General features: G+C 29.5%; 16 protein-coding genes and 2 tRNA genes. 14 read left to right on the plus strand and 4 right to left on the minus strand.

Features of this window, described 5'->3' with window-relative positions:
- On the plus strand, positions 1-168 hold a 168-nt coding region (locus B5E87_RS04390; protein WP_143746878.1), incomplete at its 5' end, for a zinc ribbon domain-containing protein.
- Between the two features lie 226 nt (positions 169-394).
- On the opposite strand, the gene B5E87_RS04395 is transcribed toward B5E87_RS04390, so the two are convergent.
- On the minus strand, positions 395-1060 hold the full coding sequence (locus B5E87_RS04395) for a hypothetical protein (protein ID WP_087243714.1): 666 nt from the start codon (positions 1058-1060) through the stop codon (positions 395-397).
- 410 nt (positions 1061-1470) lie between these two features.
- A complete protein-coding gene (locus tag B5E87_RS04400) occupies positions 1471-2100 on the minus strand; it encodes a hypothetical protein (RefSeq protein ID WP_241147125.1) in 630 nt (209 codons plus the stop codon).
- A 189-nt stretch (positions 2101-2289) separates the two neighbouring features.
- Here B5E87_RS04400 and B5E87_RS04405 point away from each other — a divergent pair, with 189 nt between their 5' ends.
- Positions 2290-3036, plus strand: a complete 747-nt coding sequence (locus B5E87_RS04405; RefSeq protein ID WP_087243715.1) for a nuclease-related domain-containing protein — start codon at positions 2290-2292, stop codon at positions 3034-3036.
- Positions 3037-3175: 139 nt separating this feature from the next.
- Here the strand turns inward: B5E87_RS04405 and B5E87_RS04410 are convergent, their stop codons facing one another.
- Together B5E87_RS04410 and B5E87_RS04415 are read right to left on the minus strand one after the other, a co-directional pair.
- A complete protein-coding gene (locus tag B5E87_RS04410; protein WP_087243716.1) occupies positions 3176-3382 on the minus strand; it encodes a hypothetical protein in 207 nt (68 codons plus the stop codon).
- Positions 3383-3631: 249 nt separating this feature from the next.
- Positions 3632-4180, minus strand: a complete 549-nt coding sequence (locus tag B5E87_RS04415; protein ID WP_087243717.1) for a hypothetical protein — start codon at positions 4178-4180, stop codon at positions 3632-3634.
- A 271-nt stretch (positions 4181-4451) separates the two neighbouring features.
- Between B5E87_RS04415 and B5E87_RS04420 the strand changes: the two genes are divergently transcribed.
- From B5E87_RS04420 to B5E87_RS04475, 12 genes are all read left to right on the plus strand, one after another.
- Entirely contained in the window at positions 4452-5192 is a 741-nt protein-coding gene (locus tag B5E87_RS04420) for a hypothetical protein (RefSeq protein ID WP_087243718.1), read from the plus strand.
- A gap of 134 nt (positions 5193-5326) precedes the next feature.
- Positions 5327-6160, plus strand: coding sequence for a hypothetical protein (locus B5E87_RS04425; RefSeq protein WP_087243719.1), 834 nt, complete (start codon positions 5327-5329; stop codon positions 6158-6160).
- A gap of 10 nt (positions 6161-6170) precedes the next feature.
- Positions 6171-6713, plus strand: a complete 543-nt coding sequence (locus tag B5E87_RS04430) for a hypothetical protein (RefSeq protein WP_087243720.1) — start codon at positions 6171-6173, stop codon at positions 6711-6713.
- Between the two features lie 127 nt (positions 6714-6840).
- The gene (locus B5E87_RS04435) at positions 6841-7533 is read left to right on the plus strand and encodes a serpin family protein (protein WP_087243721.1); all 693 of its coding nucleotides are present in this window, start codon (positions 6841-6843) and stop codon (positions 7531-7533) included.
- Positions 7534-7559: 26 nt separating this feature from the next.
- The gene (locus B5E87_RS04440; RefSeq protein WP_087243722.1) at positions 7560-8207 is read left to right on the plus strand and encodes a hypothetical protein; all 648 of its coding nucleotides are present in this window, start codon (positions 7560-7562) and stop codon (positions 8205-8207) included.
- 60 nt (positions 8208-8267) lie between these two features.
- The gene (locus tag B5E87_RS04445; protein ID WP_087243723.1) at positions 8268-8915 is read left to right on the plus strand and encodes a hypothetical protein; all 648 of its coding nucleotides are present in this window, start codon (positions 8268-8270) and stop codon (positions 8913-8915) included.
- 57 nt (positions 8916-8972) lie between these two features.
- Positions 8973-9254 (plus strand): hypothetical protein, encoded by a 282-nt coding sequence (locus B5E87_RS04450; protein ID WP_087243724.1) that lies wholly within the window; start codon positions 8973-8975, stop codon positions 9252-9254.
- Between the two features lie 69 nt (positions 9255-9323).
- Positions 9324-9399 (plus strand) — tRNA-Glu (locus B5E87_RS04455).
- A 3-nt stretch (positions 9400-9402) separates the two neighbouring features.
- Positions 9403-9476, plus strand: a tRNA-Trp gene (locus B5E87_RS04460).
- A 379-nt stretch (positions 9477-9855) separates the two neighbouring features.
- Positions 9856-10443: an ImmA/IrrE family metallo-endopeptidase gene (locus tag B5E87_RS04465; protein WP_087243725.1), complete on the plus strand. Its 588-nt coding sequence runs from the start codon at positions 9856-9858 to the stop codon at positions 10441-10443.
- Between the two features lie 2 nt (positions 10444-10445).
- Positions 10446-10952, plus strand: coding sequence for a hypothetical protein (locus B5E87_RS04470; protein WP_087243726.1), 507 nt, complete (start codon positions 10446-10448; stop codon positions 10950-10952).
- A gap of 97 nt (positions 10953-11049) precedes the next feature.
- Positions 11050-12708, plus strand: a complete 1659-nt coding sequence (locus tag B5E87_RS04475; RefSeq protein WP_087243727.1) for a hypothetical protein — start codon at positions 11050-11052, stop codon at positions 12706-12708.
- Positions 12709-12778: the final 70 nt, after the last annotated feature.

A 12778-nucleotide genomic window follows, 5' to 3' on the forward strand; every position in this document is an offset into this window, starting at 1 on the left:
AAATGGTATCCAAGTAGCCAGACATGTCATGTGTGCGGGACAGTTCATGATATTACAAAAGACCTGTCTGTCAGGGAATGGACATGCCCAGACTGTCATACACATCACAACAGAGATGTTAATGCTGCCATCAATATATTGAATGCTGGAATGCAGATGATGGCATAAAAATATATAATCGCCGTACTGATGGGACAACAGGAGAGTGCGACTATTCATATAGGAAACTCAAAGCTCGGGTATGCTGTGTTCGTTGGAGCACTCGACCGAGAAGCTCGGTATTTTAATGCCGAGTAGTTCACTATTTCACTGATGAAGATATTGATAGAATTAAGAAAGTGTTAAATCAATAAAAAATACCAACCGAAGAAGGGTTGGTATTTTTTGATAATCTTTATATAATTGTTATTTTCCCATCTATATATGTAGATATACTTCCATCTTTTTTCATAAAAACAATATAATTCTTTCCACCAACACTTTTATCAGTGCTTTGTGATAATTCCTTACAATGTGATATTAAATTATTTATTGCTTGAACAGGATGAGTATAGATTTCGTTCATATTTAATTGATGAATAATCTCTGTATATACACCACTAGCTTCATAGAAATCACCATCTTCTGAGCTATATTCTTTGTTTACTTTTATATGTGATTTTCCATTTTTAACTTCTAATATATATGCTAAAAAATGACTACCAGTGAATTTACCAATCAATAAATCAAAAATAGAATCTGATTTGTAGTTTTGATAGTATTGTCCTGTTTCATAACACATTATATGTTCTATAAGTTGTAGTTTATCGATAATAGGAGTAGGACTATTCATAATAATGTTAATAATTTCAATATTATCAATACCATTCAATTTGGTTAATCCTGTATATGACCAGCAAAGTTTTTGTTGTGTATTAACAAAGGTTTTTTGCCTATTGTCATTATAAGTTCCATCGGCAAATGTTTCTCTACTATCACTTCCCATTATAAGAAATTCATCATTCATAAACATACAATTAAAAGACACATTATTCATCCTTTCAATTATTAATTGTTTCATTAAATCCCCCAGTGAAATATCACTGATATTATTTTAACAAAAAAAAGTATAATGTTAAAACATGTGAGACAAAAATAAAAAACATTGTTTATTTTCTCAATAGATAAGAAGCCTATGATATACTAATAAAGTAGAAAATATTTCTATAAAAAAGACAGGAACTAGTCCTGTCTATCTGTTTTTTCGAAGTCGTGTTGTACTTGGTCATTTTTTCTTTCTTTTATTTGATTGATAACAAGGTCATCGCCTCCACCACGCCTCATGTAGATTAAAGTTGTCTGTATGGTAGACAACAAACGTGGTTGAGGCTATTTTATTATTTTTTTGAAAATGATTCAAGTTATACTTGAGTATTACTAATAATAAAGAGAGATAATCTCTCGTTTTCATATAATATTATATATTTTTCTTCAGAAATTGGTTTCTACACCATTGATATAAGCCCTGATATTACCTTGATTATCCATTACGGCAATATAAGTATCTCCTCCGACAGTATTGTCTGATTTTGCAGATTCTTCCATAACAAGTTTAATGATTCTATCTAGTTCAGGAACAGCTGTATTAATATTTTGCATTTTTATAAGATTCAAATGGTCTTGAAACTCAGTATGAACCCCACTAGAAACATGATATTTCTCATTATATTTTTTGTTTTTCGCTATTTGAGCTAGACCATTTTTGACTTCTAGAATATAAAGGGCATTTTGATAGTTTTCATTTATACCAACAAACAAATCAAAATATATATCTTGACTTGTTTCCTTATAATATCTTTCTGTTTCAATTGTCATAATACCTTGGATAATAAATAGTTTTTCTTCTATAGCTACAGGTAAATCTAAAATGTCTTTTATTATTTTAATCAGGTCTACGTTATGATAAATGGATAAACCAGTATAAGACCAACATAATTTAAGTTCTTTATTAACATATGTTTTTTGTCTATTATCGGTATATGTTCCATCAGAAAATGTGTCTCTGCTATCGCTTCCTACAATAAAAAAATCATTATTGAGCATTGCGTGATTAAACGACATATTTCCATCTTTCCTTTCCAAGTATATTGCTTTCAAATGTATCACTCCAGCAGTATACCACTACTACTAGTATTTTAGCATGTTTATACATTTAAGACAAAATTTAAGAATAATAATAAAACTAGATTCCGTATTTACTGAGCAAAAGTTTTTTCATATAATTATGATGTTGAAAAGAGAGGGATATATATGGATAACAAATCAAAAATTAAATATTTAAAATTTGGAGTTGTTATTGGCTATGTTTGTGTAGCAATATTTGTTATATATTTTTTATATAGTTTTATTGCTGGACGTGTCACTGCTCCTTTAGGTAGCGATGAGTGGTATGTTCAATTTGAAAAATCAAGCCAATTAAACTCAAATCTTCCTATTGCTTTTATATTCATGGTTATTGGTTCAGCTTTAATATATTTTTGTCAAAGACCATATCAAAGGTTAAAAAGTGGTATTCAAGGAGAGGCAAGAACACAGAATGTATTAGAAAACCTACCTTCAAACTATACTATTCTATCTAATATTCCTATTGAATATGAAGGTCAGAAAAGTGAGATAGACAATCTTATTTTAAGTAACAAAGGGATTGTTATTGTTGAAACGAAGAATTATAAAGGTAATATACAAGGTAATGAAGATGATAGGCAATGGAAAATTAATAAAACATCAGGAAAAGGAAATCATTATCAAGATTCTATAAAAAATCCTATCAAACAGGTAAAAAGACAGACGTATATACTGTCACAGAATTTAAAACAAAATCAGATTCATTGTTGGATTGATGGATATGTATTCATACATCAAGCAACATGTTCTGTGACTTCTGATGTTGTTTTTACTCATTCTGGTAATTTGATTCAGTCAATTCTATCTTCAGGAAAAGAAAATGCTTTAAGTGAAGAGGATATTGATAGAATAAAGAGAGTGTTAGGGCAATAAAAAATACCAACCAAAAAAGGTTGGTTTTTTAATTATAGTATTATAATATGAATGCAGAAAAAATCTGTAAAAAATCCACTTATAAGAAGTCTATGATATACTAATAAAGTAGAAAATATTTCTATGAAAAAGACAGGCACTAGTCCTGTCTATCAGATTTTTGTGCCTGTTGCACTGTGTCATTTTTTCTATTTTTCATTTGATTGACAACAAACGCAACTATCAATGTTAAACAGAATTCAGCAACTATACTTTGGTAAGCATTGAGTTGATAAAAGTCTGTTAACGCTTGAATAGTCATCTGGATACTAAAAGAAATACAAGCATCCATCAAACAGGCAACCATAAAATCGCCTCCACCACGCCTCTAGTAGAGAAATATTGTTGTTAGGGAACAATATACGTGGTTGAGGCTATTTTATTATTTTTTTGAAAATGATTCAAGTTATACTTGAGTATTACTAATATTAAAAAGAGAGAGGTTAAAAAGAGAGAGGTTAAAAAGAGAGATAACATTAGAAATCTTATTCTATTTGAAATAAATACTTAATAAGTTTCTCGTTTTCCATATCATTCGATTAGAAGTTCTCTTGTCTTATATTTCTAGTTTAACAGTTGATTTTTCTATTTTAAATCCAAACTTTTCATAATAATGATTTCTTCTATCGGTATGGTCGTCATCTACTGGAGATAGGTATCCCTCTATCCATTTTACATCATTCTTCTTTGCATATTTTATGAGAGCCTCCATTGCAATTGAGCCATTTCCTATATTATTATCCTCCATAAGTACATCATTTATATGTATATATTTTATTGGAAAAGGTCCACTGTTTATATAACGAAATTCAAAAAAAATTCTAGGCAAGCCCATGATTCCCTGATATTTTTCTCCAAAAAGATAGAGAGCACCATCATTTATGACAATTATTAATTCATCTCCTATATTATTCGCTTTGATACCAACAATTTCTGAGTTTGGAAATAGTTCAAAAACTCGTTCTACAATACCATATTTCATCTTGCACTTGTTCATTTCGTGCATAAGTTGTCGTTTTTCTTCTTGAAAGTTGCTTTTTAATCTTTGCATTTCATCGTCAAATTCTTTTTTGAATATCCTTTTGCACAATAATTTTTTTATCAATTTAATCCATCCTTTCCAACTGTTTTGATACGAATATACTTTTATCATACCATAATTGAGTACAGTTAACATAGCACAAGTAGTTCATTATCTTTATAAGCGATTGTAGTTCATCAATCTATGTCGAAATATCCAAAATAAATTTATATATTTCATAAATTTTGCATTGAGAAAAGCTTGCGTTTATGGTATAATACAGGTGTTAAATAAAGAGGTATATAATAAGAAATATAGATTGTTTAATATAAAGATGTTTTGGAGGTAAATATAGATGAATTTTATTAAGAAGATTCTAAAAGGAATAGTTTTCCTTGTTGTATGTGCAGGACTAATTATTGGTTCAGTTGTTGTTGTACATCATTTTATCCAACCTCAAAGAGCGCCTGAATCAGATGTATATAAAGAAAAGATGGAACGAGATAGCTCATATAATGGTATCTATACATTAACAGCTACAGATGAAAATGGTAAAAACATGTGGGATGGACTGATTTGTTATGTAAAAAACGATAAAATTGTCACAGGAGCTATTGTTGAATATGAAAGTTATGAAGAGATTAGAGATAGAGTCTATCCGGGTGAAGAAATCCAATATGATAATGATGAATATGTACTAAAATTATATGGTTCTATGTCAACAAAAATTGGAATGGAAGGAAATATTGGGGAGGATGCTGGGTTTGCAGCAGACGCTGCTAATGTAACTGGTTCAGATAGAAATGGTATGTATGGTTTTTTTGTAAAAAAATACAATTTTGAAAATTATAATACAAAATTAGATTTTAATAATATGGACCATTATAATATGTTATATAATTCTGGGCTTTTAGCTGGATATGATGAGGATAGTAATGAAATTTGGTTAAGTAAACTTAAGAATAATGATAAATCTACATTTAAAGATTATAAATTAATTCATTATTCTGGGTTTGAAGATATGCAACAAAATTGTGCTCTTGATAGCGGTTCATGTTATGAAAGACTAAATGAATTATACGGAATAAATTTTTAATTAAAAGAGAGGCTTATATCAATGTCATCCTCTAACTTAATGACATTGGGCTTATATAGCCTCTTTTTTTGTTGATAAAAATAAATATGTAATATATATTTATTATAAGTATTTATATATGGGGGTGAATATATGTGAAAAGAGAAGATATTAGTAAACTTGAAGGAGAAGAATATAAGAAAGCTGTTAAAAAATTAAAAAGAAAGACAACTGTTAAAAAGATTATATCTGATGTTATAGGAGTTGTCTTATTTTTTGGAATCATTTTTGGTGGATATAAATTATGGTCTGACTACAAGTCAGGAAACGCTTATAATGATGATTCTTATAAGGTAGAAACAAAAAGAGATAATAGTTATGATGGTATTTATAGTCTTACTAAGCTTGATGAAAATGGTAATAACACGTGGGATGGACTGATGCTTTATGTGAAAAATGATAAAATCATCAGTTGTGCAAATTATAATTTTTATACTTTTGACGATTTAAGTAAAATGAATGATGGAAAAAAGATTGACGAGTCTTATTTTGTAATGGTTAATGATGAACAGGTTAGTGATTTCTCTAATAAATTTTTATCTTTAAATTTACCTGAAGCTGCAAATTATGAATATATAGAAAACGGATTTGATACAAGTGGGGGATACACTTATTATGGTACAGAAGGGATTCCGATTTTAAAGGGAGCATTCCTTTGTACTGATAAAATAGAATTTGATAGAGTGAAGGATTTAAATACTGATTATGATTATATGAAGTCTTGTGATATCGTTGCAGGATATGATGAGGATAGTCAAGAAGTATGGTTGAGTAAGTTATTGTCCAATGAAAAATCTATTTATCATGAAGGTTATAAATTAATTCATTATAGCGGATATGAAGATTTAAATAAAAATTGTAAATTAGATGATGGAAGTTGTATAGAAGGTTTAAACAAGGATTTAGGTACTAATTTATCTGAATGGTAGGAGGTATAGAATGAAAAAAATATTTTATATAGTAGGATTTATAATGAGTATTGCTTTAGTAGGGTGCTCTAGTAATACATCAGAAAATATAGATAATGAAAAACAAAATAATACCGAAAGTGTAACATATGTTATGACAGAAGAGTCTGAAGATATTGATAGTGAAACAAATGAGTGGTTTGATATAACAAATAAATATCAATTAAGTATTATTTTTGTTAATGATAGTGTACATGAAGTACAGATGAAATCAGAATATGATTATTCTAAAGCTTCAACGACTTATGTAAATGAATTGTATGAGGATAATAAAACTACACTAGTAGATGAATATAACAAAAATTCGGGAGTTAAAATGAGTATTTCTCAAGATGATAAAAATATCATATTAGAATCAGCATACGAATTACAAGAAATTGATAATGCTACAATAAAAGATTATATTCATATTAATTGTGGACTAGACCCAGAAAAATACAATGATGACGGAACATATCCATTAAGTGATTTAGAAAAAGCTTTAGAGGAAAAGGGATTTACTAAAAAATCTTAATACTCTGCAATAAAAGCCTGGATGAGAGTTGATAATCTTCAACTCTTTTTTTTGTTTTTGAAATATTAATATAATTTTGAATTTCATATATAATAATGATGGCAACAAACAATGCCGGAGTGATAAGATGGATACAAATTTTAGTTCATATATAAACGAAAGGAAGATAGATGATATGTCATTATGTGGTATGGTATTAACAGCAGAAGGAATTATTGCTTTTGCTGATAGTAAAACAACAAAACGTCATTGGATGGGTCATTCCATTGAGGATAAGGATAGAAAACCTCAAAAACTTTTATATAATGACGATGTTGTCATTGTCACAACAGGTTACAATCAATTCATAAAGGAAAATGGAGAATATGAAAATTTGGAAAAGGGAATTCAATTAATATTAGATGAATATCAAAGAACAAAAGAAGTTCTTATTAGGGATATACATTGGATATATGAAAATATTTTTCAAATTCTAAAGAAAACATTAGAAGATGATAAATGTTCAAATTATTTGTTTTTAGTAGGAACACGAAAAAAAGAAAGTGAAGGATATATTTATACTATTTATAGAATGAACTTTTCCTATAAAGGAAATAACATTGATATATTAAAGAAGTCTACAAACTCTTATTATTATTCTTTCATAGGTGATGATATTTATTGTAAAATCATGGGAGATATTTTATATGAAAAAAGTTATTCTATCGATGAATTGCCACATAAGATTGAAGAAATCTTACAAAATGTAATTCAGATAAATGAAATTACTCGTTCTTATAATCCAGTTGGTGGAGAAATTCACACTTATATATTAAAATAAATTGGCTAAAGTGCCGGAGTGATAAGATGGATACTAATACCAGTATGTCTACAACAGTCAGAAAGGATATGGATAAAGTGAGTTTTGTTGGAATGCATAATACAAGAGAGGGTATTATTGCTTTTGCCGATAGTAAGGCATCTAGAGAATATAAAGGTGAATTCATAGAAGATACAGAAAGAGGAAGAATTCAAAAAGTTTTTAAGAATGATAAATTTATTTTTGTTTATCATGGTAACAACGAATTATTTAAAGAGCGTATGAAAATTGAGGATTATATTACAAGTAATCTTGGAAGCTTTAGTTATTTCGATTTTTTTAATAGCTTATTAATAAGATTGAAAATGTCACCACCATATTACAATGATGGCATATATAATTTTATTATAGGAAGTAAAGATGCTAATGGATTGTATTTTATTCGTAAAGTTATAGTTGATATTAATAAAAATCAGGTTCAATATGGAGATATTGTTTATGAACATAGAGTTATTTATGGTGGTGATGAGAGATATAGAGCTTTATATGATTCTCTTCCTAAGTATAATGACGCGCCAATTATTGATTATGCTAAAAGGATTCAAAAGCAAATTGAATCAATGGTAGATATTTTTGAGCAAGATTATCGTTATAATTCTGTTGGGAACCCCATAAAGATAGATACATTCCAATAGATTAAGTATATTCTTTTTTTTGTTATAATAGAAATGGTATAGCCATGCCGGAGTGATAAAATGGATACAAATGTAAGTGTTTCTAATTCAATTGGAAAGGATATGAAAGAAATGAGTTTTGTAGGACTACACGCTACAAAGAGCGGCATAATTGCCTTTGCTGACAGTAAGGCATCATTAAGCTATGGAGCTGGATTTATTGAGGATAAAAAAAGAGGTCAAATACAGAAGATTTTTTATAACGAAAAATTTATCTTCGTTTATCATGGAAATAATGAGTTATTTAAAGAACATATTAAAATAGAAGATTATATATTAAATCATTTAAGGAATTATGATTATTTTACTTTTTTTGACCGCTTATTTCATCGATTAAAACTGAGTCAGCCAGACTATAATGATGGAAAATACTATTTTATTATTGGGGCTTTTCAAAATAATGGAGAGCCTTTTCTTCAAGAAGTTATTCTCGATTGCCATGCAAATGCTGTTATATATAAAGAAAAGAAAGATAAATATAGTGTGATATATGGTGGTGATGAATTATATTTAAGAATGTATGATATTATTCCAAAGTATAATGATATGCCAGTTGAAATATACGCGTCTATTATAAAAAAGCAGATAGAGTCTATGGTAGATATATTTGATGCAGATGTCCAGTACAATACTGTAGGTAAACCTATACAGATTGAAATATTCAAATAGATTAATCACATACTTTTTTGTTATAATAGAAAGGGCATAGTAATGCTGGAGTGAAAAATGAAAGAATATATAAGGACATCTCATTCAACAGGAAAGGATAAAGGTCTAAACGCAACAAAAAGTGGTATAATATCGGGAACAATATGGGTATCAAATATACTACATAGTGAAGACACTGATAAAGATATATCATTTTCTTTAGCTGACGAATTATCTCATTACTTATATGATTACAATCCAGCTATTAAAGGTTACTCAAATACATATAGAACAGATGAAGTAGAAATATCAGATGAGGGTACTGAAGAGGAAGATAATGTTAAAAACCAAAAAAAGTGATTTGTTTTTAAATAGAGTTTATTGATGACATGATGTTAATATGTTATTATAATATAGCAAAAAATAATAGGCCTGTTGGAGAAACGGTTAACTCACATGCCTTTCACGCATGCATTCACGGGTTCGAATCCCGTACAGGTCACCATATAGGAGCGTGGTTCAATGGTAGAGCATCGGTCTCCAAAACCGTGGACGCGGGTTCGATTCCTGCCGCCCCTGCCATGAAAGAATGACTTTGATTGTAAATCAAAGTTTTTTTGTGTCATCACTAGGTTGCACTGTGGGAACAAAAATAGAGTTTAAAATTAATATATAATTTATTAGAAATTGTCATTTTTAGCAAACTTAAATACATATTTGACATATTATAAGTAACTCCTGTATTGTGTAATACGACAAAATGTGATATAATATGTTACACTAAAGAGGGGCATGAGCTTATGCCTCAAATGTCTATCAGATGTTTTGAGAATTAATGGTAAGTAGGCTGTAGCTTCTCTATAGCCTTTTTATATTCTTATTACATAACATTTGTTTTTTGATAAAATACGCTGAAGCACCATGGTAAAATCATGGTGGAGGTGAGAGAGGAGTGATATGGATGTGCATTGAAGTAAATCATTATAAAAATGAGCACAACAATGATTTTAGCAATTATTTTAATTTAAAGGTTATAGATAGAGATGCAGAAACTTTATTGAATAAATTTTATGATAACCAAAATTATAATCATTTTCATTTAGCAAAACATAGAGGAAAAGCTACACCTATTATTGAGATTGCAAGGATTATGGGATTTAAAGTTTATACAGCAAAGTTTAAGGAAAGAAATCTTTCGGGAACAATAGGAGTATCAAATGAATTACAAGAAGAATATGGAAGCAATAAAGTTATTATTTTAAATAATGCAGATACAGATAAACATATTTTATTTACTTTAGCTCATGAAATAGCTCATTATATCTATGATTATAATCCAACCTCTGATGGATACTCAAATACATATAGAACAGATGAAGTTCTAACAGATAAGGAAATAAGAGCTAATAGGTTTGCAGCAGCCTTTTTAATGCCAAAAAATTCGTTTACAGCAAAATATAATGAAACTCATAATATTTCAGAACTTTCAGATTATTTTAATGTTCCTGAGACTGCTGTTAAATTAAGAATCGCTGAATTGGAGCTATGATTATGGCAACTGAAGATAAATTAGATGGAATTGAAAAAAAAGAAGGTCCTTTAGGTGATTTTTCGGGCAGTGATGCTGAAGATAAAAATGAAATAGAGGTTTCAAATGATTTGCCCCATAGAAATAATGATAGAAAAGAATTAGATGATAGAAACGAGCAATATACACAAATATTAGCTGAATATAGATGTTACATAGGTCAAAATCTTGAACAAATATTAGATGCAAAAATGAAAATGTTGAATACTTTCAAATTTTTAATGTATGGTATTATTATTGGTTCATTTGTAGTGATTATTTTAGCAATTGTAGTAGGTTCTGCTAATATATCTTCTATAGTAGCAATCATAGGAGCCTTGGTTTCATTAATATCTGCAATAATCATAATACCAACAAAAATGACTGAATATTTATTTAATGTTAATGAAACCATGCAATTTGGAGATATAATTAAAAACATACAAGAATATGATAAGGCAATAAGAGATGACCTTTACAAATATAAGTAAGAGACCCCATGGTCTCTTTTCATTTTCCTTCAATCCTCCCCATTCATGCTAAAATATACTTGAAGTATTTCGCAATCATGCGGGAGGTGAAGAAACATTGCGAAAGTTATTTTTAGGTTTGATGGCGTTTGTTATGTCTGTTTCTGTTTTAACAGCAGGGATGTCTGTGGCAGAAGCAAAACCGGCATCGTATAATCGTTTAACAAGTGAGGAAAAGAAAGCATTTGATAAATTATATAAAGAAACAAGCACATCTAAGTTACAGAATGTATCTGTGAGTTATTCATCTTCCATTTCAGGAAAGAGTGATATCAATCAATATAGATGGACAGTTTGGAGAAATGATACGAAAAATTCAACTATTAACAAAAAGGCAAATAATGGAAATGGGAATTATTCAGGATTTTCGAAGAGTAAAGTTCAATCATGGAGTCGAGATGAAGCCTATATTAATGCTATTAAAAATCTGAATAATGGAAAATTCCCGGCAACAAAAGATTACAAATACCCAACAACAACTTCTGGAGATACGTTGGATTTTTGGATGGGTGAACCAGGATTTTATTCAATCTTAGGAGACCCAAGATATAAAAATATCACATTAAAGGGATACAGAACTTTTAAATGGACTGAGAAGATTAAGAAAACAAAAACTGAAACAGATAAAAAAGACACTGGATATTATACAATTCCTGGGGCGTCTTCAAACGGTAGAAGATGGGATAGAACTGCATTAAAAACTAAATTGAAAGCTTCATCATTAATAAAAGAAATTGCTAAGGATTTAGGTAAAAGTACAGATTGGTTAGTCAATGAAATCTGTAACAACATGGATGAAACAAAAGTTAAAGTTAACGGCTCAGGGACAGCAGATACGACTGCATATAAAGGAGCATATAGTGGAACATTAAAAAGTGGAGATGTAAGTTATAAAATAACATTTACAATTATTCCTGATAAAGAATATAATTCAAATGATGCAACCACAGGTGGACGTCTATTCTATGGAACATTAAAGGCGACAAAAACAAAAAAGAAAACTTATTATGAAACAAAATCACATTCTAAAAAACAACAAATTGCTCAAACAGTTGTTGCTAAAAATACATATGCAACACAGATTCAAAAATATGGTACATTCTACTTAACACCTAAATCAAATGTTTCAAGCAATACAATCAAACAAAGAAATACAGGTTTCTGGGGAAGCGTGAAACCTTCATATCACCAATCAAATCCTAAGACTCAAGACCAAGGAAACTATACATGGACATTCTCAACAAATGTATCCAGTGGAAAGAAATCATATAATTTATATGCTTCTATTACACAGAAATATAAATTCTTTGACGATATAGCACACCTTATACCAAGTGTTCCAAATGAAGTTCCAAATCCGCCAGCAGACCCGGATGTACCATTACCACCAATAACAAATAATCCTGATAACCCAGGTGGAGGAAATAATAATGGAGGAAATCCAGATAATCCTGGTGGTGGAAACAATGGAGGTAAACCAAGTGACCCTGATAATCCTGGAGGAGGAAACAATCCTGGCAATCCAGGTGGCGGGAATAATGGTGGAGGTGGAAATAACGGGGGAGGTGGCACTGACCCAACTGACCCAGACAATCCAGACAAGATAGGAGATAAGGATAATCCACCAATGATAAATATTGAAGTCGATATAGATGATGGAATATCTACAAAAAGACTTCCTACAATGGTTCATTTATATGATTTATATCAGAGATAGCCTGATGGCTATCTTTTTTAGTATTTATGTTAATCCTTTTTTTGTTATAATTATGTTAGCTAATTAATGC

The sequence above is a fragment of the Massilimicrobiota sp. An142 genome (assembly GCF_002160725.1).
Classification (GTDB): domain Bacteria; phylum Bacillota_I; class Bacilli_A; order Erysipelotrichales; family Coprobacillaceae; genus Allocoprobacillus; species Allocoprobacillus merdigallinarum.

What these genes read in the sequence shown, in the direction of transcription:
- B5E87_RS04395 (WP_087243714.1), bottom strand. Translation starts at nt 1,060, where the DNA reads ATGAAACAATTAATAATTGAAAGGATGAATAATGTGTCTTTTAATTGT.
- B5E87_RS04400 (WP_241147125.1), bottom strand. Translation starts at nt 2,100, where the DNA reads ATGTCGTTTAATCACGCAATGCTCAATAATGATTTTTTTATTGTAGGA.
- B5E87_RS04405 (WP_087243715.1), top strand. Translation starts at nt 2,290, where the DNA reads ATGGATAACAAATCAAAAATTAAATATTTAAAATTTGGAGTTGTTATT.
- B5E87_RS04410 (WP_087243716.1), bottom strand. Translation starts at nt 3,382, where the DNA reads ATGGTTGCCTGTTTGATGGATGCTTGTATTTCTTTTAGTATCCAGATG.
- B5E87_RS04420 (WP_087243718.1), top strand. Translation starts at nt 4,452, where the DNA reads ATGAATTTTATTAAGAAGATTCTAAAAGGAATAGTTTTCCTTGTTGTA.
- B5E87_RS04430 (WP_087243720.1), top strand. Translation starts at nt 6,171, where the DNA reads ATGAAAAAAATATTTTATATAGTAGGATTTATAATGAGTATTGCTTTA.
- B5E87_RS04435 (WP_087243721.1), top strand. Translation starts at nt 6,841, where the DNA reads ATGGATACAAATTTTAGTTCATATATAAACGAAAGGAAGATAGATGAT.
- B5E87_RS04440 (WP_087243722.1), top strand. Translation starts at nt 7,560, where the DNA reads ATGGATACTAATACCAGTATGTCTACAACAGTCAGAAAGGATATGGAT.
- B5E87_RS04445 (WP_087243723.1), top strand. Translation starts at nt 8,268, where the DNA reads ATGGATACAAATGTAAGTGTTTCTAATTCAATTGGAAAGGATATGAAA.
- B5E87_RS04450 (WP_087243724.1), top strand. Translation starts at nt 8,973, where the DNA reads ATGAAAGAATATATAAGGACATCTCATTCAACAGGAAAGGATAAAGGT.
- B5E87_RS04465 (WP_087243725.1), top strand. Translation starts at nt 9,856, where the DNA reads ATGTGCATTGAAGTAAATCATTATAAAAATGAGCACAACAATGATTTT.
- B5E87_RS04470 (WP_087243726.1), top strand. Translation starts at nt 10,446, where the DNA reads ATGGCAACTGAAGATAAATTAGATGGAATTGAAAAAAAAGAAGGTCCT.